Source organism: Tistrella bauzanensis (genome assembly GCF_014636235.1).
Lineage (GTDB): Bacteria > Pseudomonadota > Alphaproteobacteria > Tistrellales > Tistrellaceae > Tistrella > Tistrella bauzanensis.
The window spans coordinates 221,416-243,694 of the sequence record NZ_BMDZ01000001.1 but is presented as its reverse complement, the minus strand read 5'-3'; the positions used below and the strand labels follow the sequence as shown (position 1 = coordinate 243,694).

General features: G+C 65.8%; 17 protein-coding genes. 6 read left to right on the top strand and 11 right to left on the bottom strand.

The window, feature by feature from the left end:
* Positions 1 to 208 precede the first annotated feature (208 nt).
* From rpoD to IEW15_RS01015, 3 genes are all read right to left on the bottom strand, one after another.
* Positions 209 to 2,380 carry an RNA polymerase sigma factor RpoD gene (rpoD, locus tag IEW15_RS01025; RefSeq protein WP_188574088.1) on the bottom strand — a complete coding sequence of 724 codons (2,172 nt, stop codon included), beginning with the start codon at positions 2,378 to 2,380 and terminating at the stop codon, positions 209 to 211.
* A 166-nt stretch (positions 2,381 to 2,546) separates the two neighbouring features.
* The gene (gene dnaG, locus IEW15_RS01020; protein ID WP_188574087.1) at positions 2,547 to 4,472 is read right to left on the bottom strand and encodes a DNA primase; all 1,926 of its coding nucleotides are present in this window, start codon (positions 4,470 to 4,472) and stop codon (positions 2,547 to 2,549) included.
* Positions 4,473 to 4,505: 33 nt separating this feature from the next.
* Positions 4,506 to 4,964: a GatB/YqeY domain-containing protein gene (locus tag IEW15_RS01015; protein ID WP_188574086.1), complete on the bottom strand. Its 459-nt coding sequence runs from the start codon at positions 4,962 to 4,964 to the stop codon at positions 4,506 to 4,508.
* 499 nt (positions 4,965 to 5,463) lie between these two features.
* Here IEW15_RS01015 and carA point away from each other — a divergent pair, with 499 nt between their 5' ends.
* From carA to greA, 3 genes are all read left to right on the top strand, one after another.
* Positions 5,464 to 6,636: a glutamine-hydrolyzing carbamoyl-phosphate synthase small subunit gene (gene carA, locus IEW15_RS01010; protein WP_188574085.1), complete on the top strand. Its 1,173-nt coding sequence runs from the start codon at positions 5,464 to 5,466 to the stop codon at positions 6,634 to 6,636.
* Positions 6,629 to 9,874, top strand: coding sequence for a carbamoyl-phosphate synthase large subunit (gene carB, locus IEW15_RS01005; protein ID WP_188574084.1), 3,246 nt, complete (start codon positions 6,629 to 6,631; stop codon positions 9,872 to 9,874). The genes carA and carB overlap by 8 nt, the downstream gene beginning before the upstream one ends.
* A 222-nt stretch (positions 9,875 to 10,096) precedes the next feature.
* Positions 10,097 to 10,567 (top strand): transcription elongation factor GreA, encoded by a 471-nt coding sequence (gene greA, locus IEW15_RS01000; RefSeq protein ID WP_188574083.1) that lies wholly within the window; start codon positions 10,097 to 10,099, stop codon positions 10,565 to 10,567.
* Positions 10,568 to 10,707: 140 nt separating this feature from the next.
* On the opposite strand, the gene IEW15_RS00995 is transcribed toward greA, so the two are convergent.
* Both IEW15_RS00995 and IEW15_RS00990 read right to left on the bottom strand, forming a co-directional pair.
* A complete protein-coding gene (locus IEW15_RS00995) occupies positions 10,708 to 11,778 on the bottom strand; it encodes an AbrB family transcriptional regulator (RefSeq protein ID WP_188574082.1) in 1,071 nt (356 codons plus the stop codon).
* Positions 11,779 to 12,125: 347 nt separating this feature from the next.
* Positions 12,126 to 12,635, bottom strand: coding sequence for an Lrp/AsnC family transcriptional regulator (locus IEW15_RS00990; protein WP_188574081.1), 510 nt, complete (start codon positions 12,633 to 12,635; stop codon positions 12,126 to 12,128).
* Between the two features lie 336 nt (positions 12,636 to 12,971).
* On the opposite strand from IEW15_RS00990, the gene IEW15_RS00985 reads away from it, so the two are divergent.
* The 3 genes from IEW15_RS00985 (at position 12,972) to IEW15_RS00975 (ending at position 16,309) form a co-directional block, all read left to right on the top strand.
* On the top strand, positions 12,972 to 14,018 hold the full coding sequence (locus IEW15_RS00985) for a mitochondrial fission ELM1 family protein (RefSeq protein ID WP_188574080.1): 1,047 nt from the start codon (positions 12,972 to 12,974) through the stop codon (positions 14,016 to 14,018).
* 222 nt (positions 14,019 to 14,240) lie between these two features.
* Entirely contained in the window at positions 14,241 to 15,221 is a 981-nt protein-coding gene (gene trxB / locus IEW15_RS00980; protein WP_188574079.1) for a thioredoxin-disulfide reductase, read from the top strand.
* 197 nt (positions 15,222 to 15,418) lie between these two features.
* The gene (locus tag IEW15_RS00975; RefSeq protein WP_188574078.1) at positions 15,419 to 16,309 is read left to right on the top strand and encodes a LysR family transcriptional regulator; all 891 of its coding nucleotides are present in this window, start codon (positions 15,419 to 15,421) and stop codon (positions 16,307 to 16,309) included.
* A gap of 32 nt (positions 16,310 to 16,341) precedes the next feature.
* On the opposite strand, the gene IEW15_RS00970 is transcribed toward IEW15_RS00975, so the two are convergent.
* From IEW15_RS00970 to IEW15_RS00945, 6 genes are all read right to left on the bottom strand, one after another.
* Positions 16,342 to 17,154, bottom strand: a complete 813-nt coding sequence (locus IEW15_RS00970) for a GGDEF domain-containing protein (protein ID WP_188574077.1) — start codon at positions 17,152 to 17,154, stop codon at positions 16,342 to 16,344.
* Positions 17,151 to 17,567, bottom strand: coding sequence for a DUF1987 domain-containing protein (locus IEW15_RS00965; protein WP_188574076.1), 417 nt, complete (start codon positions 17,565 to 17,567; stop codon positions 17,151 to 17,153). Before IEW15_RS00965 ends, IEW15_RS00970 begins: the two co-directional genes overlap by 4 nt.
* The gene (locus IEW15_RS00960; RefSeq protein WP_188574075.1) at positions 17,564 to 18,136 is read right to left on the bottom strand and encodes a SiaB family protein kinase; all 573 of its coding nucleotides are present in this window, start codon (positions 18,134 to 18,136) and stop codon (positions 17,564 to 17,566) included. Before IEW15_RS00960 ends, IEW15_RS00965 begins: the two co-directional genes overlap by 4 nt.
* 11 nt (positions 18,137 to 18,147) lie before the next feature.
* A complete protein-coding gene (locus IEW15_RS00955) occupies positions 18,148 to 19,812 on the bottom strand; it encodes a SpoIIE family protein phosphatase (protein ID WP_188574074.1) in 1,665 nt (554 codons plus the stop codon).
* Between the two features lie 17 nt (positions 19,813 to 19,829).
* Positions 19,830 to 20,684, bottom strand: a complete 855-nt coding sequence (locus tag IEW15_RS00950; RefSeq protein ID WP_188574073.1) for a substrate-binding periplasmic protein — start codon at positions 20,682 to 20,684, stop codon at positions 19,830 to 19,832.
* A gap of 205 nt (positions 20,685 to 20,889) precedes the next feature.
* Positions 20,890 to 21,828, bottom strand: a complete 939-nt coding sequence (locus IEW15_RS00945; RefSeq protein ID WP_188574072.1) for a substrate-binding periplasmic protein — start codon at positions 21,826 to 21,828, stop codon at positions 20,890 to 20,892.
* Positions 21,829 to 22,279 lie beyond the last annotated feature (451 nt).

The following is a 22,279-nucleotide window of genomic DNA, read 5'->3' as shown; positions in this document are numbered from 1 at the left end:
CATCCGGCCGATGCCGTACAGCGTGTCACCACGCCATCGACACGAGCAGTTACCGGGCGCACACCTTGTCCAGTTCTGTGTGATCAGTCAAGAGCAGGCGCGCAGGCCACCGATGCCCTCATACAAAAACCGCGGCCGGGATTGTCTCCCGGCCGCGGTTTAAGCGGTGTCGACGGCCAATGGCGCGCCTGGTCTGTCTGGCCAAAGACTAGTGGTCGAGGAAGCTGCGCAGCTTACGCGACCGGCTGGGATGCTTCAGCTTGCGCAGGGCCTTGGCCTCGATCTGGCGGATGCGTTCGCGGGTGACCGAGAACTGCTGCCCCACCTCTTCAAGGGTGTGGTCGGTGTTCATGCCGATGCCGAAGCGCATCCGCAGCACCCGTTCCTCGCGCGCCGTCAGGCTGGCAAGCACCCGGGTGGTGGTTTCCTTCAGGTTGGAATGGATCGCCGCATCGACCGGCAGGATCGCATTCTTGTCCTCGATGAAATCACCCAGATGGCTGTCTTCCTCGTCGCCGATCGGCGTTTCAAGGCTGATCGGTTCCTTGGCGATCTTCAGAACCTTGCGGACCTTCTCAAGCGGCATCTGCAGCTTTTCGGCCAGCTCTTCCGGGGTCGGCTCGCGGCCGATCTCGTGGAGCATCTGCCGCGAGGTGCGGACCAGCTTGTTGATGGTCTCGATCATGTGCACCGGAATCCGGATCGTCCGGGCCTGGTCGGCGATCGACCGGGTGATGGCCTGACGGATCCACCAGGTGGCATAGGTCGAGAACTTGTAGCCGCGGCGGTATTCGAACTTATCCACCGCCTTCATCAGCCCGATATTGCCTTCCTGAATCAGATCCAGGAACTGAAGGCCGCGGTTGGTGTATTTCTTGGCGATCGAGATCACCAGACGCAGGTTCGCCTCGACCATTTCCTTCTTGGCCTGGCTCGCCTCGCGCTCGCCGCGCTGGACATTGTTGACCAGCCGCTTGAACTCCGTCACCGGCAGACCGACTTCGCGCGCCAGCCGCGAGATGCCCTCGCGGATATCCGCCGCCTCGCCGCCATGCCGCTCAAGGAAGGTCTTCCAGGCCTTGCCGTTCTGGGCGCCGACCACCGTGAACCAGTTCGGTGCCAGTTCCTGGCCGCTGTACAGGCGCAGGAAGTCCTCGCGCTTCACCCGGCAGCCCACGGCCAGACGCATCAACTGGCCTTCCAGCGACATCAGGCTGCGGTTGAGCAGATAAAGTTCCTCGACCAGATTGTCGATCCGGCCCTGGGCGAAGTTCAGGCCCTTAACCATCTCGATCACATCGGCCTTGGCGTTCTCGAACCGCCCGCGCGCCTGTGCGGTCTGGTCTTCGCCCTTGAGTGCTGCTTCCAGACGCTTGGCCTGAAGCTTTTCAAGCTTCTGCCAGGCCTCGACGATCTTGTCGAAACTCTCAAGGATCACCGGGGTCAGCTCGGCTTCCATCACCGAGATCGACACGGCGGCGCCGTCGCCCTCTTCGTCTTCCTCGTCATCCGTCTCGGCCGGGCGGACGACCTCTTCCTCGTCGTCGTCTTCGCCGGCCACCTTGCGCGGTGCGTCAGCATCGCCCGCAACCGCTGCGGGCCGGGCCACTGCCGCGACACCACCGGCCACGACGGCTGCACCGTTCGCGGCCGCCGCACCATTGGTCGCGCCGTTGGGCCCAGTACCGTTGGGCCCAGTACCGTTGGAGCCGGCTCCATTGCCGTTCACCACCGGCACGATCGTGCCGGCCAGCATCGCCGCCTCGACCTCGGCCTCGTCGCCGATCGGGGGCTGATCGGTGCCATAGCTGGCTTCCAGATCGATGATGTCGCGCAGCATCACCTCGCCGCCCGCCAGCATGTCGCGCCAGCGCACGATCGCCCGGAAGGTCAGCGGGCTCTCGCAGATCGCACCGATCATGGTGTTGCGACCGGCTTCGATCCGCTTGGCCAGCAGGATCTCGCCTTCACGCGACAGCAGCTCGATCGACCCCATCTCGCGCAGATACATCCGCACGGGGTCGTCGGTGCGGCCCAGTTCCTCTTCTTCCACCGAGGTCGCGTGGGAAGCGCCGAAGCCTTCTTCTTCCTCGTCCTCGCCGCGCGCCTGGTTCTCGCCCAGTTCCTCGCCTTCTTCCTCGTTCTCGACGACGTTGATGCCCATCTCAGAAAGCATGGCCATCACGTCTTCGATCTGCTCGGACGAAAGCTGATCCTGGGGCAACGCCTTGTTCAGTTCGTCATAGGAGATGTAGCCGCGCTCCTTGGCGCGGGCCACCATCTTCTTGACGGTGACTTCCAGCGAATCGACCAGCGGTCCATCGGGCGCGTCATCCCGCCCTTCGCCGGCTTCAACAGCCGTGGTCGCTTTTTTCGCCATTATTCGTCGTTCCCCCGCTCAGAAACGCACGCTGCGCCTTGATTCCGATGCTTGTTCAACGGTCGATGCTCCGTCCTTCAACGGCCGTGAGGCGCCGCCCCCGCAGCGGCAATACCTGCCACTGCGGCGACGACGCCCCGCGTCATCGCCGAACCTGCCCCGACCGTCAAAGGTCGAAACCGTCGCTCTGGTCGAAGGCCGCCAGCGCCCGTTCGTTCTCGTCAACGAGCCTCTTGAGCGCGACGAAGCGTTGCAATGCCTCTTCCGTCATGCTCTCGACAAGCTCCCGCTCTGCGGCTTTCAATTCGTCGACCAGCTGCGCGTGCCGATGTACGGCCAGCACATTGCGCCATCCGGCCAGAACCCTGTCGAATGCAGCGCCCGGTGTGAAGAAGGGCACCCGGCCCGTATGCGCCGGTGCCATCAGCCGTTCAACCAGGTCCGCAAACCCTCGAAGTCTCAGATGGTCTCGCAGCCGATCACTGTCAAGCCCGGACTCCGATGCGTGCGTATCTACGATTGCCGCACGCAACATGTCAAGTGACGGGGTCGCGATCGGCAGATTTGCCACCTCGTTCTCGACCACGTCAAGCAATTGCGGATGCAGCAGAACGCCTGCCAGCAGCGCCGCTTCCCGCCGCGTCGCCTGACCGTCGCGGCCGGTGCCCAGAGCTGGTGCCGCGATCGGCGACGGATCGTCGGTCAGATCGCCGGGCTTGGGCGGCTTGCCGCCGCGGCCCTTGGCATAGCCGCCACCCTTGCCGAAGCCCGCCCCCTGGCCATAGCCCGACTGCCCCGGTTGTTGCGGCCCGCCCGGCGCACTGCGACGGTTGCGGCGCAACTGCCAGACCCGGTCGCGGAAATCCCGGCGATAGAGATCCCGCACCAGGGGTTCGCGGATCGTATCGGCCAGCGTCATCAGATCGGCTTCCAGCGACGCCATGCGTTCCGGCGTATCGGTGGTGTGGCTTTCCAGCATCGACTGCCACAACAGATCCACCATCGGCTGCGGCTGGGCGATCGCCCGATCGAAGGCGGCAACCCCTTCCGTCCGGATCAGGCTGTCGGGGTCATGGCCACCTGGCAGACGCGCGAAGCGCAGGCTCAACCCCGGTCGCAGCAATGGCAGCGCCCGTTCGGCCGCGCGCCGGGCCGCCCGGATACCGGCACTGTCGCCATCCAGACACAGGATCGGCTCAGGCGCCATCCGCCACAATTCCTCGATCTGCATCTCGGTCAGGGCCGTGCCAAGCGGTGCCACCGCATGCGGCCGGCCGGCCATCACCAGCGCCGCCACATCCAGATAGCCTTCGGCAACCAGCACCGTGCCGGCCCGCCGCGCCGCCTCTCGCGCGACCGGCCAGCCATAGAGCACACGGCCTTTTTCGAACAGCGGCGTGTCGGGGCTGTTCAGGTATTTCGGTTCGCCATCGCCCAGCACCCGACCACCGAAGGCGATGATCCGGCCCCGGCGATCGGCGATCGGGATGATCAGGCGGCCGCGGAAATAATCGAAGGCGGAGCGGTCCTCGCGCTGGCGGGCAAGGCCGGCCTCCAGCAACTGCGGCAGCTTGACGCCGCGCTGCTCGAATGTGCGGATCAGCATGTCGCGCCGGTCGGGGGCATAGCCGAAGCGGAACCGCTGCCAGCTCTCCGGGCCGAAACCGCGCCGGCGGAGATAGTCGCGCGCCGGTGCCGCCTCGTCGGTTCCCAGCCGGCTTTCGAACCAGCGGCAGGCCTCCTCGATGACATCGACCAGGCCTTCGCGCCGCTCAGCCTTCCGCCTGGCATCGGGATCCTCGGCCGGAACCGCCAGCCCCGCCTCGCCGGCCAGCCGCTCGACGGTCTCGCGGAAATCGAACCCGCCCAGCTTCATCTCGAAATCGATCGCGTCGCCCTTGGCGCCGCAGCCGAAGCAGTAATAGAAGCCCTTGTCATCGCTGACGGTGAAGCTCGGGGTCTTCTCGTTGTGGAACGGGCACAGACCGGTGTGCTCACGGCCGCGCCGGACCAGCCGGACCCGCCGGCCGACGACATCCGACAGACGGATGCGTGTGCGCAGTTCTTCCAGGAATCCCGGAGGCAGGGCCATCTCAGATCAATGCTCCGTGGCGGCCATGCGGCATCAGCACCCGCGCAGCATCCGCTTGACCTTGGCGCTGGCAGAGGAGAGATCCATTTCCGGCCCATAGGCCGACCGCAGGGCATCCAGCGTCCGGCCCATATCCTTCAGGCCCTTGGCACAGCAGGCGGCGACCGTGGCGCGCACGGCGGCATCGATTTCATCGTCCGACATCTGCGGCGGCAGAAAGCCACGGATCACGTCCTGCTCGTGCAGTTCCTGCTCGACCAGTTCGATGCGGCCGCTCTGCTCATAGGCGCGGATGCTCTCGTCGCGCTGGCGCAGCATGGTGCGGAGCATGTCGAGGATTTCGTTGTCGTCGATGCCGTTGCGCCCCTTCAGATGGGCGGCCGCATCGCGATCGCGGATCGCGGTCCGGATCAGCCGCAATACGGCGAGTTCGTCATCGCGACCCTGGGCTTCCGTCTGTTTGAGCGCATCCTTGAGGCGCGCACGTATCATGGTGTCGATCCCTTGAAGGCACGCATCGGCGGCGACGGTGCGGGTCGAAATGGTACGGGGTCGGAACTGCGGGTCATTTACGGGCATGACTCAACGCAGGTCGGGTCAGGCGACAAGCTTTCATATTGCGTTGCACCGGGCTGGTATTCAATGCCTGCTGACCGCTGGGGAGGGTTGCCATGATGCAGCCGGCTCGCGGCTTGACCCACACCGGGGCTTTGCGTATGGTCCGTCCGGTCGATCCGGCGCCCACACGCCGGGCGTCTTTGCACGCGCCGATACCGCTGCCGCAGGAATTATCGTCAAAACCCTGCGCCTGTGACCTGCCTGCCCGCCCCGGATCGTCGGGACGCATCAGCCGCCAAAGGCTGGATGATGATGCAGATCGGGCCCCGCGGAACCGGCACTGCTGCTCCGGATGGACCACGAGTTTTGCTCAACATCGGCCGCCCTGGGTCATTCCGGGCGGCCGCGTCGCATCATCCTGGGGGCTCGCATCATGCAAGAGGCGTCGAACTCGCCCGCCCAGGCGGCCACGGCCGCCCTCGTTCTGGCAGACGGCACGGTTTTCTGGGGCCAGGGCGTCGGCGCACGAGGCATCGCCGAGGGCGAGCTGTGCTTCAACACCTCGATCACCGGCTATCAGGAGATCCTGACCGATCCGTCCTATGCCGGTCAGATCATCACCTTCACCTTCCCGCATATCGGCAATGTCGGCACCAATGACGAGGATCTTGAGACCACGACGCCGGCGGCGCGTGGCTTCGTGCTCCGCAGCCTGCCGACCGAACCGTCGAATTTCCGCTCGACCCGCAGACTTCAGGACTGGACCGCCTCGCACGGGCTGATCGGCATCGCCGGGGTCGATACCCGCCGCGTCACCCGCCATCTGCGCGATCAGGGGCCGCAGAATGCGGTGGTCTGGCATGGCGATGCCGGCACGGCGGATCTGGAGGCGCTGAAGGCGGCGGCGAAGGCCGCACCGAGCCTGGAAGGCCTGGACCTGGCCATCACCGTCAGCTGCCGGCAGAGCTATGCCTGGTCGGAAACCCCCTGGGTTCTGGGCCAGGGCTTCGGCCGCCAGGACGCCCCGCGCTTCAAGGTGGTGGCGGTCGATTACGGCGCCAAGCGCAACATCCTGCGCTGCCTGGCCGGGACCGGTGCCGAGGTGGTGGTGGTGCCGGCGACGGCGACCGCAGAAGACATCCTCGCCCACAACCCCGATGGCATCTTCCTGTCGAACGGCCCGGGCGATCCGGCGGCGACCGGCGAATACGCCGTGCCGGTGATCCGGCAGTTGATCGAGACCGGCAAGCCGACCTTCGGCATCTGCCTGGGCCATCAGCTGCTGGCGCTGGCGGTGGGTGCCCGGACCGAGAAGATGGCCCGCGGTCATCGCGGCGCCAATCAGCCGGTCAAGGATCTGACCACCGGCAAGGTGGAAATCACCTCGCAGAACCACGGCTTCCGGGTGGTGGCATCCTCGCTGCCCGAGGGTGCCGAGGTGACCCATGTCTCGCTGTTCGACGACACGCTGGAAGGCTTCCGACTGACCGACAAGCCGGTCTTCGCCGTGCAGTACCATCCCGAAGCCTCGCCGGGACCGAAGGACAGCCACTACCTCTTCGACCGTTTCGCGCGCCTCATCGAGAAGACCAAGACCGATGCCTAAGCGTACCGATATCAAGTCGATCCTGGTGATCGGCGCCGGCCCCATCGTCATCGGTCAGGCCTGCGAATTCGACTATTCGGGCACCCAGGCCTGTAAGGCGCTGAAGGAAGAAGGCTACCGGATCATTCTGGTCAATTCGAACCCGGCCACGATCATGACCGATCCGGGGCTGGCCGATGCGACCTATGTCGAGCCGATCACGCCTGAAATCGTGGCCAAGGTCATCGAGGCCGAGCGTCCCGACGCCCTGCTGCCGACCATGGGCGGGCAGACCGCGCTGAATACGGCCCTTGCCCTGTCCCGCGACGGCACGCTGAAGAAATACGGCGTCGAGCTGATCGGCGCCAATGAGGCGGCGATCGAGAAAGCCGAGGACCGGCTGCTGTTCCGCGACGCCATGGACCGCATCGGCCTGGCCACCCCGCGCAGCCACGTGGTCCGCACCATGCAGGCGGCGCGTGAGGCGATGGAGTATGTGGGCCTGCCGGCGATCATCCGCCCGTCCTATACGCTGGGCGGCACCGGTGGCGGCATTGCCTATAACCGGCAGGAATTTGAAGAAATCGTGGCCAGCGGCCTCGATGCCTCGCCGGTGAACGAGGTTCTGGTCGAGGAGTCTGTCCTCGGCTGGAAGGAATTCGAGATGGAGGTGGTCCGCGACCATGCGGACAACTGCATCATCATCTGCTCGATCGAGAATATCGACCCGATGGGCGTGCATACCGGTGACAGCATTACTGTGGCGCCGGCGCTGACGCTGACCGACAAGGAATACCAGATCATGCGTGACGCCTCGCTCGCGGTTCTCCGCGAGATCGGCGTCGACACCGGCGGGTCGAACGTGCAGTTCGCGATCGACCCCGAAACCGGCCGCATGGCCGTGATCGAGATGAACCCCCGGGTGTCGCGGTCGTCAGCGCTGGCCTCGAAGGCCACCGGCTTTCCGATCGCCAAGGTCGCGGCCAAGCTGGCGGTGGGCTATACGCTCGACGAGGTCCAGAACGACATCACCGGCGTGACGCCGGCGTCGTTCGAGCCGACCATCGACTATGTCGTGACCAAGATCCCGCGCTTCGCCTTCGAGAAGTTCCCGGGCACGGCGCGCCTGCTCTCCACCTCGATGAAGGCGGTGGGCGAGGTGATGGCCATCGGCCGCTGCTTCGAGGAGTCGCTGCAGAAGGCGCTGCGCTCGATGGAGACCGGCCTGACCGGTCTCGACGAGATCGAGATCGCCGGCGGCGCCGGCACCAGCGAGGTCGAGGCCGTGCGCTCCGCCCTGGCGGTGCCGACCCCAGACCGGCTGCTGGTGATCGCCCAGGCGCTGCGCGCGGGCCTGACGACCGAGGAGATCCACGAGGCATCCGATTACGATCCGTGGTTCATCGAGCGTCTGGCCGGCCTGGTCGCGGTCGAGGCCGAGGTGCGCGAGGATGGCCTGCCGTCTGATGCCGCCGGCTGGCGCCGTCTGAAGTCGCTGGGCTTTTCGGACGCCAGGCTGGCGAAGCTGGTCGGTCTCGACGAGGAGATCGTCCGGGCCCGGCGCTGGAAGGTCAGCGTGCATCCGGTGTTCAAGCGGGTGGATACCTGCGCCGCCGAGTTCGAGGCCCGCACGCCCTATATGTATTCGACCTATGAACTGCCGGCCTTCGACGGCACCGTCGAATGCGAGGCCCAGCCCACCGACCGCACCAAGATCATCGTGCTGGGTGGCGGACCGAACCGGATCGGCCAGGGGATCGAGTTCGACTATTGCTGCGTCCATGCCGCCTATGCGCTCAGCGAGGCCGGCTATGAGACGATTATGGTCAACTGCAACCCCGAGACGGTGTCGACCGACTACGACACCTCCGACCGGCTGTATTTCGAGCCGCTGACGGTCGAGGACGTGCTGGAACTGGTGTGGGTGGAGACCCGTAACGGCACGCTCAAGGGTGTGATCGTGCAGTATGGCGGTCAGACGCCGCTGAAGCTGGCCGAGCCGCTGGAAAAGGCCCAGGTGCCGATCCTGGGCACCTCGCCCGATGCGATCGATCTGGCCGAGGATCGTCGCCGCTTCCAGAAACTGCTGAACGATCTGGGCCTGAAGCAGCCGGCCAACGACACCTGCCACAGCGAGGACGAGGCCCTGGCGATCGCCCAGCGCATCGGCTTTCCGCTGGTCGCGCGGCCGTCTTACGTTCTGGGCGGCCGGGCGATGGAAATCGTCCACGACATGGCCGGCCTGTCGTCGTATATGCGCCGGACGGTGCGGGAATTCGGCAACAAGCCGGTGCTGCTCGACCGCTTCCTGACCGATGCGATCGAGGTGGATGTCGACGCGCTCTGCGATGGCGAGCGGGTCGTGGTCGCCGGCATCATGGAACATATCGAGGAAGCCGGCGTCCATTCCGGCGACAGCGCCTGCACATTGCCGCCCTATTCGCTGAGCGACGAGATCATCGCCGAGATCGGCCGTCAGACCGAAGCCATGGCGCTGAAGCTGGGCGTGATCGGGTTGATGAACGTGCAGTTCGCCGTCAAGGATCGCGAGATCTATATCCTTGAAGTCAATCCGCGCGCCAGCCGCACGGTGCCCTTCGTCGCCAAGGCCATCGGTCATCCGATCGCCAAGATCGCGGCACGGGTGATGGCCGGCGAAAAGCTCGACGCCTTCGACCTGACCCAGCACTCGCGCGGGCATATCGCGATCAAGGAAGCGGTCTTCCCCTTCGCCCGCTTCCCCGGTGTCGACATCCTGCTGGGCCCCGAGATGAAGTCGACCGGCGAAGTCATGGGCCTCGACACCGATTTCGGCCGCAGCTTCGCCAAGGCGCAGCTGGCGGCGGGCGTGCGCCTGCCGACCGCGGGCCGGGTGTTCGTGTCGGTGCGCGACGACGACAAGGCGGCCATGGTCGAGATCGCCCGCGGCCTGAATGCTCAGGGCTTCGACATCGTGGCCTCGCGCGGCACCGCACGGGTGCTGACCGATGCCGGCATCGCGGTCGAGATCGCCAAGAAGGCTCATGAGGGCCGGCCGAACATCATCGACCAGATCAAGGACCGGCGGATCGACATGGTGTTCAACACCACCGCCGGATCGCAGGCGATTTCCGACAGCTATTCGCTGCGCCGCGAAACCCTGATGAACAAGGTTCCCTACTTCACCACGGTGGCGGGTTGCCGGGCGGTGGTTCTCGCGATTGCGGCAATCCGGGCCGGCACGCTTGAAGTCCGGTCCCTGCAATCCTATTCTGCCTAGGACGGTCGCTGAAAAACGGCTGATGACATGCGGGGCCGATGAAAATCGGCCCCGCATGTGTTCCTATTGTCGTGCTGCAACATACCCGGCATCCGGTGTCGCGATGATCCGTCGCGGGCCCCGAGGCCGGATGGCGCCGCACAGTCCAGAACCTATCGCGGAACGGCATTCCCCTCGACGATCGCCGCCCGTCCGACGACCAACGTGGAAAGCGTCATACCTATGGAAAAAGTTCCCATGACGTTGGAAGGCTTCGACCGACTGACTGCCGAACTCAAGCATCTGAAGACGGTGGCGCGGCCGGACGTGATCAGTGCGATCGCCGAAGCCCGCGCGCATGGCGATCTGTCCGAGAATGCGGAATATCATGCCGCACGCGACCGCCAGAGTTTTATCGAAGGCCGGATCGGCGAGCTTGAGGACAAGCTTTCGCGGTCGGAGGTCATCGATCCCACCAAGCTTTCGGGCGACCGGGTCAAGTTCGGAGCCACCGTGAAGGTGGTCGACGAAGAGACCGACGAGGAAACCAGCTACCAGATCGTCGGCGTCGATGAAGCCGACCTGAAGATCGGCCGGATTTCCGTGACCTCGCCGATGGCCCGCGCCCTGATCAACAAGGCCGCTGGCGAAACCGTCGAGGTCGCCACCCCCAAGGGGCGGCGGTCCTATGAAATCCTGGCGGTGCGTTTCTGACCATCGGGCGGCAGCGCCGAAAGCCACCACTGAAAGCGGCCGGCGGATCACGATGATCCGCCGGCCGCTTTCGTCTGTCGTCTGTCGTCTGTCGTCTGTCGTCTGTCGTAGGTCGTATATGTCGTATGTCGGGCCGGCACTCAGGCCGGCACATCCGGCTGATCGGGCCCCAGCCGCCGGGCCACGAAGCGGGCCATCGGCGGCCCCAGCAGCACGACCAGGAAGAAGCGCAGGGTCTGCAACGCCATCACGAATGACAGATCCACCCCGCGGCTGGAGGCGGCGATGATCGCGACCGTATCGAGCCCGCCGGGGCTGGTGGCGAGATAAGCCGTCAGCGGGTCTATGCCCAGCACCGCGGTCAGCATCCAGGCGAGCCCGGCGCAGAAGCCGATCAGCACCGCGATCGATGCCAGAATGGTCGGCAGCGCGCGCAGGGCATGCAGCAGCACCCCGCGCGTGAAGCCCAGGCCGACGCTCCAGGCCAGCACCGCATAACTGGATGCCAGCAGCCATTCCGGCAGTTGCAGGGTGATGACACCTGCCGACGACAGCACCGCGCCGCCCAGCATCGGCACCAGCAGGCCGGCCGCCGGCAGCGGGATCAGCCGCCCGGCCACAACCCCGGCCAGCACCAGGGCCAGCGTCTCGGCAAAGGCCGTGGGGTCGATCGCGGGAAACCAGACGATCGGCGGATGGACATTGCCGTCACCGGTGGTCTGCAGCCAGAAATGCGCCAGCATGGCGGCCGCGAAGGCCACGCACAGCACCCGCAGATACTGCATGAACGCCACCAGCCGGGCATCGGCGCCGAAGGCTTCCGCCATGACCACCATCGCCGAGGCGGCGCCGGCCGACGATCCCCAGACCCCCGTGGTGCCTGGCAGGATGTGATTGCGCGCGATCAGCCAGCCGATGGCGCCGCTGAGCAGGATGGTCGAGATCACCACGCCCAGAAACAGCGGCCAGTCGTGGATGAAGGTCACCAGGATATCGGGGGTGACCGAGCCCGCGATCATGCAGCCCAGCACCGATTGCGCGGCAAGAAAGCCGATGCGTGGCATCTTCAGGCCGATACCGCCAAGGGCAAGCGCGATGCCGGCAACCATCGGCCCCAGCAGCAGGGCCGCCGGCAGATCGATGGCGAACATCGCCGCCGTGACCGGCAGCGAGGCTGCGGGCAGCAGCAGCCAGCGCAGCATCCGGATCATGGCCGCGGATCCGGTGCGGCCGGATGCCGGGCCGGCCGGGCTGGCGCCAGGCCGCGGATGAGCGGATGGGTAACACGCAGGCGGAGTGATTGAGGCACGGGGGGCACATATCCGGGACGCAGGTGTCGTCCGGCAGCGGCCATAGATCGGCTGTCGAGGCCCGGATCGGCACGGTTCAAGGCAAGGTCGCCCCGCCTGAACTGAAAACGGCCGCTTTCACCCGAAAGCGGCCGCATGGGTTCAATGCACCGAACCATATTCCCGATGGCTCCACAACCGCCGCCCCCGCCCCCAGGGGCCTGCGGATTTTGCAGAGCACCGGCGCAAGCGGCACCGCGCCGTGCCGCTCAGTCGTCGTCGTGGTCGGACGGGTCCACGGCTTCCAGCAACTCGATCGGCACACCCGGCTCGTATTTCGAGGTGCGGATGGTCAGAGAGGTGCGGACATGGCGCACCGGCGGCGCTGCCGTCAGCTTGGTGGTCAGGAAGCGCTGATAGGCGTCCCAGTCCTTCGACACGATCTTGAGCAGGAAATCGGTCTCACCCGCCAGCATGTAGCATTCACGGACTTCCGGCCAACTGCCGACCAGCGCCTCGAACTTCTTCAGGTCCAGATCGGCCTGGCTCTCAAGGCCAACCCGGGCGAAGACCGTGACCGAAAAGCCCAGATGCTCAGGATCGAGTTCCGCGCGATAGCCACGCACAAAGCCTGCTTCTTCAAGCGCCCTGACGCGCCTCAGGCAGGGCGGCGCCGATATTCCGGCCCGGCGGGCCAGTTCTACATTGGTGATCCGGCCGTCCGACTGAAGATCCGCCAGGATCTTCCGGTCGATTGTATCGAGTTTTACCCGCGGCATGGTCTCGCTGACTCCCTTCCCCCGTCACGGGCCGGTGCGCGGCCGGCACCCGCGATCGCTGGGCAGTCTATAGCAATATTACCCGGACCCATAGCGACAGTTTTCAGTTCTGTCGCGTTTCATGAGCCATGCGATGTTCTTCACCCGGTCGGAACCAGCGGCGGTTGTGGGCGCGGCCGCCAGGCGCGGCCCGCGCGGCGAAGCGGTTCCGTTCCGGCGCCGCGGACTTTATAGTCCCCCTGAAGCCCTCTCAAGCACGAAACGATCTTTCACGGCCGCCTGCGGGCAATGACATACCCCGGCCAGATGCCAACCGCCCGCCACTCGCGAGATCCGATGCCCCGAAACCCGCCTTCACGCCACGGCGCCCATCCGCCGCTGATCCGCGTGCTGACCGATGATCGCGCCGGCAACAATGCCCAGGTGCTGGGCGTCGCTGAGGCACTGGACTGGCCGATCGAGGAAACCCGCCTCGCCTATGACCGGCTGGTGCGCCTGCCCAACTGGCTGCGCGGCCGGTCAACGACCGGGCTGACCGCAGCCGCCGCCACCGCACTGGACGCAGGCGCCCCGCCCGATGTGGCGATCGCCGCTGGCCGTCGCGCCACGCCGGCGCTCCGGCGGCTGAAGCAGCGCCATCCGATGATGGTGGCGCTCCAGATCATGTGGCCGGGCAGACCGACCGGCGGCCTCGACCTGATCGCGGTGCCCGCGCATGACCGCGCGGCGACCCGCCACCCGGCCGACCCGCGGGTCATCGTCACCCTGGGCGCGCCCAATCGCGTGACGCCGGCAAAGCTTCGGGCCGCCGCCGTCGGCTGGACCCACCGGGTCGCCGCCACGGGTCTCGTGGCCGGCGCCGGGCCACGGATCGGGCTGCTGGTCGGCGGCAGCACCAAACGCGCGCCGTTCACAACCGATGATGCCCGGCGGTTGGGGACGATGGTGGCCGAACTGGCCCGCCGCACCGGCGGCTCGGTGATCGCCACCAACAGCCGCCGAACCGGCGACGCCGTCACCGCCGCGCTTGATGCGAGCCTCGCCCCCTGCCGATACTGGCTGCATGATGTGGCAAAGGGCGGCGACAATCCCTATTTCGGCATTCTGGGGCTGGCGGACCTGATCGTCGTCACCGGCGACAGCATGTCGATGGCATCTGAAGCCGCCAGCACCGGCCGGCCGGTCGCGATCTTCGCGCCCGGCGGCGGCACATCGAAAGAGGCACGGCTGCACCGGGCGCTTTATGCACAGGGTGCCGCACGGCCGCTGAACGCGGATTTCATGGCCGCGGGTGAAACAATGTGGCGCTATACCCCGTTGCAGGATGCGGCGGTGGTGGCCACGGCGGTTCGCCGGCTGGTCGCGCGGTCCGCGCCCCGTTAACCCCAACTGCGGCGTATTGCCCGGCCCTTGCTCAAAAGCCGGCCCTTGCGCAAAAAGCTGGCCCGATACGCCCGATCCCGCTAGTGTCCGTGCCCCCTGCCACAGCCTGCGACGGGCAGATGCCAGGGGCGCCACCTGTCCATCCACCAGGGACCGCGAGCCGCAGGGCGCAAAACCCGAAGGCCTGCGTCCAGCGTTCGCCAGCCAGGAAAGCCGATCGTCATGAGCGCCACCCATCACAGCAAGGTTCTGATCCTGGGATCCGGCCCCGCCGGCCTGACTGCCGCGATCTATGCCGCCCGCGCGATGCTGGAACCGATCCTGGTGCACGGGCTTCAGCCCGGCGGCCAGATGACGATCACAACCGACGTCGAGAACTTTCCGGGCTTTCCGGACGTCATCCAGGGCCCCTGGCTGATGGAGCAGATGCAGCGCCAGGCAGAGCATGTCGGCACCCGGTTTCATCACGACATCATCGTCGACATCGATTTCAGCCAGCGGCCATTCGTGGCCCGCGGCGACAGCGGCGACATCTATACCGGCGACACGGTCATCATCTCCACCGGCGCCCAGGCAAAATGGCTGGGGCTTGAGGGCGAAGAGACCCTGAAAGGTTTCGGCCTGTCGGCCTGCGCCACCTGCGACGGGTTCTTCTATCGCAACCGCAAGGTCGCGGTGGTCGGCGGCGGCAACACCGCCGTCGAAGAGGCCCTGTACCTGACCAACCACGCCGACAAGGTCTATCTGATCCACCGCCGGGACGAGCTGCGCGCCGAGAAGATGCTTCAGGAACGGTTGTTCGCCAACCCGAAGATCGAAATGGTGTGGAACGCCACCATCGACAGCTATCTGTCGGAAAGCGCGCATGGTGGCCCGGCCTCGGTGACCGGCGCGCGGCTGAAGAACACCAATGACGGCAGCCTGACCGACCTGCTGGTCGACGGCGTGTTCATCGCCATCGGCCATGCCCCGGCGACCAGCCTGTTCGCGGACAAACTGGAGCTGGACAATGACGGCTATCTGATCACACAGGCCGACAGCACCCGCACCGGTGTGCCCGGCGTGTTCGCCGCCGGCGACGTTCAGGACAAGATCTTCCGGCAGGCGGTGACCGCTGCCGGCACCGGCTGCATGGCCGCCCTGGAAGCCGAACGCTTCCTGGCCGGCACCGCGCATCACGGCGTGGAAGTGGCGGCCGAATAGGCCGGACCGGCCCGGACGACGGTCGGCGATATCGTGCCCGCGGGGCCCGGGATTGCCGACCCGTCGATCATTGTTCCAACACTTCCTTTGAAGACCGGCGCCCGGCACCGTAAGATCGGGAAAAAGACAAATGACATGGGGTGCGGCGGCCAGACGTTCGTACGCCCACTGCTTCAGCGGAGCCTCGCGAGCCTGATATGGACTGGGACCGGGTCAAGATCTTCCACACCGTCGCCGAGGCCGGCAGCTTCACGCATGCAAGCGAGTTGCTGAACCTCAGCCAGTCGGCCATCAGCCGGCAGATCAGCGCGTTGGAGGAGAGCCTCGGCGTACCGCTGTTCCATCGCCACGCCCGCGGCCTGATTCTGACAGAACAAGGCGAGTTGCTGCGCAACACCGCACGCGACGTCTTCGCCAAACTGTCGATGGCCGAAGCGATGCTGACCGAAAGCCGCGAACGGCCGAAAGGACCGCTGAAGGTGACCACCACGGTCGCCTTCGGTTCGGTCTGGCTGACGCCGCGCATCCACGGCTTCGTCACCCTGCATCCGGACGTCACCATCACCCTGCTGCTCGACGACAGCGAGCTGGATCTGGGGATGCGCGAGGCGGATATCGCGATCCGGATGTCGCCACCCCGCCAGCCGGATCTGGTGAAACGCAAGCTGATGACCATCCGCCACGGCATCTATGCCTCGCCGGATTACATCAACCGGTCGGGCATGCCCAAGTCACCGGCGGAACTGGATGATCACAAGCTGATCGTGTTCGGCGAGGACACGGCGGCCCCGATCGCCAACGCCAACTGGATCCTGGATGTGGGTGCCACGGCCGGCAAGCCGCGGCGGCCGATCCTGAAGGTCAACAACATCTATGGCATTCTGCGTGCCGTGGAAAGCGGACTCGGCATCGCCTCGATCCCCGATTACATGGTGCGCGAGAACGGCAATGTCGTGCAGGTGCTGCCGGAACTGGAAGGCCCGCAATCAGAGGTCTATTTCGTCTATCACGAGGAATTGCGCCATTCCAAGCGCATCGCGGTGTTCCGAGACTTCCTGATCCGCGAGATCGAACAGAGCCTTCGCTGACCAGGCCATGGCGGCAGCCGGGTATCGGACGATCAGATGCCTGCGCTGCCGCTTTCGCCCTCGGCCGTTCCGGCATCGCTCGTGACAACCCGGTTGCGGCCGGCACGTTTGGCCGCATACAGCGCCTTGTCCGCCCGCGACAGCACGCGGTCGATATCGTCGCCCGGCGCCGAGAACCGGGCAACCCCGAAGCTGGCGGTCAGGCGGATTTCATCCTCTTTCCACGGCAGGCGGATGGCGGCAATGATGCTCCGCAGCCGTTCGGCGATCTGATCCAGCTCGCCCGCATCGATATCGGGCAGCAGCACCGCGAATTCCTCGCCGCCCAGCCGGCCCACGACATCAGTCTCACGCAGCGCCTCGGACACACGCCCCACGAACAGGCGCAGCGCCTCATCGCCCGCGGCATGGCCGAAGCGATCATTGATGGTCTTGAACTGGTCGATATCGGCCATCATCACCCCGGACGATATGCCATCCTGCTGCCAGCGCTGGCTGAGTGCCCCGGCAACCTCCATGAAGTGGCGACGGGTGGCGGCACCGGTCAGTTCATCGACCGCGGCCAATGCCTCCAGCCGCCGGGTCAGCGCCTCCCGTGCCCGAACCTCGGCCTCCAGCCGCTGGTTCAGGCGCCGCAATTCGTCCTGCATCCGGTCGGACAACCGCACCAGCCGGCGCTGTTCACGATACCCCTGACGATAGGCGCGCATCAGGCTGCGGACGCCGTCGGAAACCTCCTCCAGTTTCCGGATCATCTGCTCGCCTTCGGCGATCATCGCCTCTTCCTGATCGAAGAGCGAGAAATCGCTGTTGGTCGTATCCAGCGGCCGTCTGATCTTCGTCATCCGGAAGGCTCCTCGTCCGCGCACATCACGAAGTCGATTGCGTCGAGGTCCGACGCAAAGTCTTCTCCGAATTCTTCCATGGTCTCATCATCGGGCGCAAAGTGCCAGTTCACCGTGACCGACCGACCATTCGCGGCCGCCTCTTCCAGCATCTGAAAGATGTTCATCAACGCCTTGGCGCTCGAAGAATTGAAGTAGATCAGCGCAATATCCACTGTGACGCTGGGCCCCTCCATCTGAAGAAAGGCGCGCAGACCATGCAGGATCGGGCCGAAGAACGCTGCCGCATCCTCGGGATAGGACTCACCCGACAGCGCCAGCGCGCCTGCCGCCGGATCGAACCGCACGGCCGGCGACCGATCGGTGGCCGGCAGATCGATGCCGGAGAACAGGACAGACGAAACAGCGGTCATATGAACACCCTGATGCCATAGAAGGTGGTCTGCGCATCGACCTCGAAGAAGTCGAACTCGATCGGGCTGCTGGCGCGGCGGGCAATCTCGATCAATCCCAGCGTGGCGCCCTGGCTTTCGGCCTCGGGCTCTTCCTTCAGCTTGCGCCGGTATAGCACCTTCAGCTCTTCGGGCGACAGGGCCGCCAGTTCCTCCAGCCGGCTGCGCAGCCGGGGCGCCTTGGCGCTGTCGATCATGTTGGCGCAGATCACGAAGAACCGGCCGCCATCCTTGCCGACGGTCACGATGCCCGAGCGCAGCGCGCCTGCCCCCGCCCCCGCATCCCCAGCGGCCGTGCCGGCCGATCCTTCGGCGTCACCGGAATAGCGGATGATGTTCTGCACCTGCTCGACAAACACCGAGAACACGCGCTTGGTAAGGTTGCGATCGGTGTCGTCCTGCTCAAGCTTGCGACGCAACGCCTCGCCCAACGAAAACAGGATGCCCTCGGACATGATGCCGCTATAGACCAGCATCAGCTTGTGGGCCTGGATCTGCGACCGGAATTCGAAAAGCTCTCGTGCAAGCACGTCGCCGCTCCTCAGGCAGTCACCGCGTCCGGGCTCGTGCCGGCGCGGGAATGGACATCGTCGGGTAGCCGTGGCTGAAATGCCACCATGGTCATGTCGTCACGCCGGGCCTCGGCCCCGCGATAGCGGTCGAGATCGGCGCACAGCCCCTGGATCTGATCCTCCAGCGACAGATGCGCCAGTCGTGCCAGGGTCGCCGCCACCCGTCTGCGCCCGAAAACGCGCTTGGGTCGGCCGCCGACATGGTCGGAAACGCCATCGGTCCATAGATAGAACCGCTCACCCGGCAGCACCTGATGGCAATGCACCGGCACCGATCCCGGCGGCGGCAGGGTTCGATAGCCCAGGCTCCGCCGGACACCGGTATGCGACATCACACCATCCGGGCCGATCACCGTCAGCGACAGGCCGGCGCCGGCAAAATACAGCAGCCCGGTCGCTTCGTCATAGATGCATACCCCCGCATCCAGCCCGTCATCCGACATGTCCCAGGGCGCACGGCCATCATCGGCCCCTGTCGCCGGATCCGGCGCCTCCTGGCGCAGACGATGGCGGACAATGCGGTCAAGCTCGGTCAGGATGACATCCGGCTGCGGGAAGATCGGCCGGTCCAGAATGCGCCGCAGCGCCGATGCCACGACCATGGTCATGAAGGCGCCCGGCACACCATGGCCTGTGCAGTCGGCGACCAGGACAAGCGCCTGACCATCGCGCCGCTCCATCCAGCAATAATCGCCGCCCACCAGATCGAGCGGTTCCCACAGCACCGCCATCTCGGTCATCACCGGGGCCAGCACCGTCGCATCGGGCAGAATGCCTTCCTGGATGCGGCGGGCATAGCGGATGCTCTCCATCACCTGATGATTGGCCGCCTCCAGGGCCTGGTTCTTGTCGACCAGATCGGATTGCGCCCGTTGCAACGCCGCCAGCAGCCGCTTGGCGTCATCGCCCGAGCGCAGGCCATCGACCATGCGGTTGAAGGCGGCACCGGCCTGCCCCAGCTCGTCATCGCCGACATCATCGAGTTGCACCCAGGATTTGCGCTCGACCTGCCGCATGGCCGCCAGCATGCGCGCCAGCGGCTTCACCACCAGCCGGCGCATGACGATCTGAACCGTGATCGACAGCGCCGCCGCCAGCACCAGCACCGCGAGCAATGCCGTCATCGCCAGCAGTGCCGCGGTGCGGTTCAACTCCTCGGTGCCGATCACCAGTTCGATCCGCCCCACCTTCAGATCGGCCTTGGGCTCGACGATATCGCGGCTGACCACGATCGTATCGGTGGCGTTCAGCGCCGCGGCATCGCCAGTCTGGAACAACACCTTGCCCAGTTCGTCGAAGACACGGGCATAGCGGAAGCCGTCATCGGTGGCCAGGGCCTGCACCTGCGGTTCGAACACCGTCCGGTCCAGATACCAGATCGGGGTGGCGATCGCCCGGGCGGTCAGCTCGGCCATGATCTGGGCGCGATGGGTCAGGGCATTGCGCTGGTCGGTCCAGGTGATCCAGGCAATGCCGCCCTGGATCAGCAGCAGCACCAGCACCACCACCGGCAGGGTGCGGCGGAACAGCTTGCCGGCCAGCGACCGTGCGGGGCGGCCGCCGTTTGCCGTATCACCGCCGGAAGGGACCGGGGCAGCGGGGGCCGCAACATTGCGCCGCTCAACGGGTTGCATGATCGATCGTCCTCAGATCAGCGCGGCGCCGGCGCCGCTGCGGAGGATGGCGGCGCGGGCGCCTGCACCGCCCTCTCCAGCGGCATGGGTGCCAGACCATAGGCCTGCCACAACGGAGCCAGTCTGCCCTGGCGCTGCAGATCGGCCAGCAGGCCAAAGACGGTGTCAGCCGATGGCGTGGTGCCTGGCCGCCCCAGAACCCTGAGGTCGTTGGTCTGGTCGAAGCGGGCCGACACCAGCACCTGCTCCCGATCGTCCGGATGCTGCTGCAGATACCGCTCCAGATGGGACTTCGTCACCACGCCGGTGTCGACCCGGCCGCGCAGCACCAGCGCGATCACCGCCGCGGTGTCGTTGACCAGCGCGATATCGAAACGCTTCCGCAATTCAGTGGGATCGTTCTGGAAGTCGGCGAAGCGATAGTTGTAGCCCAGGATCGCCGCGATCCGGCGGCTGGCGATATCATCGAACCAGCTCTCGTCCCGGTCGGGCCCGGCCCGGGCGATATAGACATCGCCATCCTCGGCGATCGTCCCGGAGGTCTCCATCACGATGCCCGCGGCCGACCAGCCCCAGGCCATCTTCTCGAACAGCAGCAGGTCGAACCGCCCGGCCGTATAATCCTGATAGCGACGCGCCGGCGTGGTCGGCACGAACACGAAATTCCATCGATCCTGAACGGCGTTCAGGGCGGCGATGGTGTCGATGATCAGGCCGGTGGCCGGCCCGCCGCCGATATCCATCTCGACATAGGGCGGGAACTGATAGCCGCCGATCGGCACGTCACGACGCAGGCCCACGGTATCCGCTGCCAGGGCGGTCGCTATATGTCCAGACACAGCAACCAGCATCACCGCCAAGAACCTGGCCAACAGACGCACGCTTTCCCGGTCTCCTGCTGCGGACGGCCTGACACGCCTGTCCAGGCACCGAAACGACAGGGCGGCCGGCCTGCGGGGCCCGTCGCCGTTGTCGGTCGGAGGCCGCCGGACCATCCGGCACGGGACCCCGATCAGGGCCGCATCCTAGCAATATCCAGATCGGATTCCCATTGGTGTTGCGGTGCGGCTTTGTGGTTTAGCGGCCTGATTTCTCAGGAGATGGCCTGATCCGCTCGCGGGTTGGGAGCATGTCCGCACCGGTCTGGCAGGCGCCGCCGGGCACGCCGGACGCGCGTGGGACGAGGGGTAAATACACCTGCCTCAAAGGGACCGGCTCCAGGCCATGGCTCTGCCAGAGCGGCGCCAGCCGGTCGGCGGCATCCAGATCCGCCAGCAGGCAGCGCACCGCATACGCCGATAATGTCGCCTCAGGATGTGCCAGCACGCGGAGATCATAGAGCTGATCGAGACGCGTTGAGATCAGTATCCGCGCCCGATCCTGCGGGTGCCGGTTCAGATAGCGTTCCAGAAAGGATCTGGTCACCACGCCGGCCATCACCCGTCCGCGCAGCACCAGCGCAATCACCGCCTCGCTGTCGTTGACCAGCACGATATCGAACCGGCTGCGCAATTGGACCGGATCGTTCTGGAAGTCCGCGAACTGATAGTGATAGCCAAGAATGGCGGCGATCTTCTGGTCGGTGACCGTGTCGAACCAGCCCTCATCGCGATCCTGACGCGCCTGGGCGATATACACCTCGCCATCGGCGCCGATGGTCCCGGAGGCGTCGACCGCGATCCCTTGATCGGTCCATCCCCAGTTGGTCATCTCGAACAGCATGATGTCGAAGCGGCGATTGGTGAAATCCTGGTAGCGCCGGGTCGGTGTGGTCGGCACGAAGACGAAGCGGTAACGATCCTGCTGTGCGTTCAACGCCGAAATGGTCTCGATCGTCAGGCCGGTGATGCTGCCGTCCGACCGGTTCATCTCGACATAAGGCGGAAACTGATAGCCGCCGACCAGCACGGTGAGCGGCAGCTCTGCCATCGGCTCGGCCGCTGCGGCGGCCGGCGGATGATGAATGGCGCCGGCAAGTGTCGCCAGGATGGCCAGGATCATTGCGGAGACATACATGGCATTCACCCTCGCCTCCTCTGGCCTGCATCAGCCCACGGGCTCTGGCCCGCATCAGCCCATGACCGCCCATGCCTCATGCCAGAGGAGAGTTGCGGTGTCATGACAGCGGCCCTGATCGCACCCCAAATACGCGCAAAAAGAAAGCCATGCGCAACGTGCATGGCTGAACTGTCTTCGGGGCTCTGGCGCTCGGCGCCGTGGCGTCCTATATGCACTGCAACATCGTCGAGGTCATCCTCCGATGCCACGGAAACAGATGGCTCCCCCATCGGTTTCCGCATCCGGGTCTCCCCCCGGGTGCAAAGGTCTCCCTGACCTTTTTCGCGTCTCCCAGACGTGAAGCCTCCCTGTCAGACTTCAGCCGGGCCGCAAGGCCCGGCTTTTTTTTTGCCGGCACCTTGGCTCCCGCCACCGCAGGTGGCAGGTATGACAATCGAGTGATCCGCAG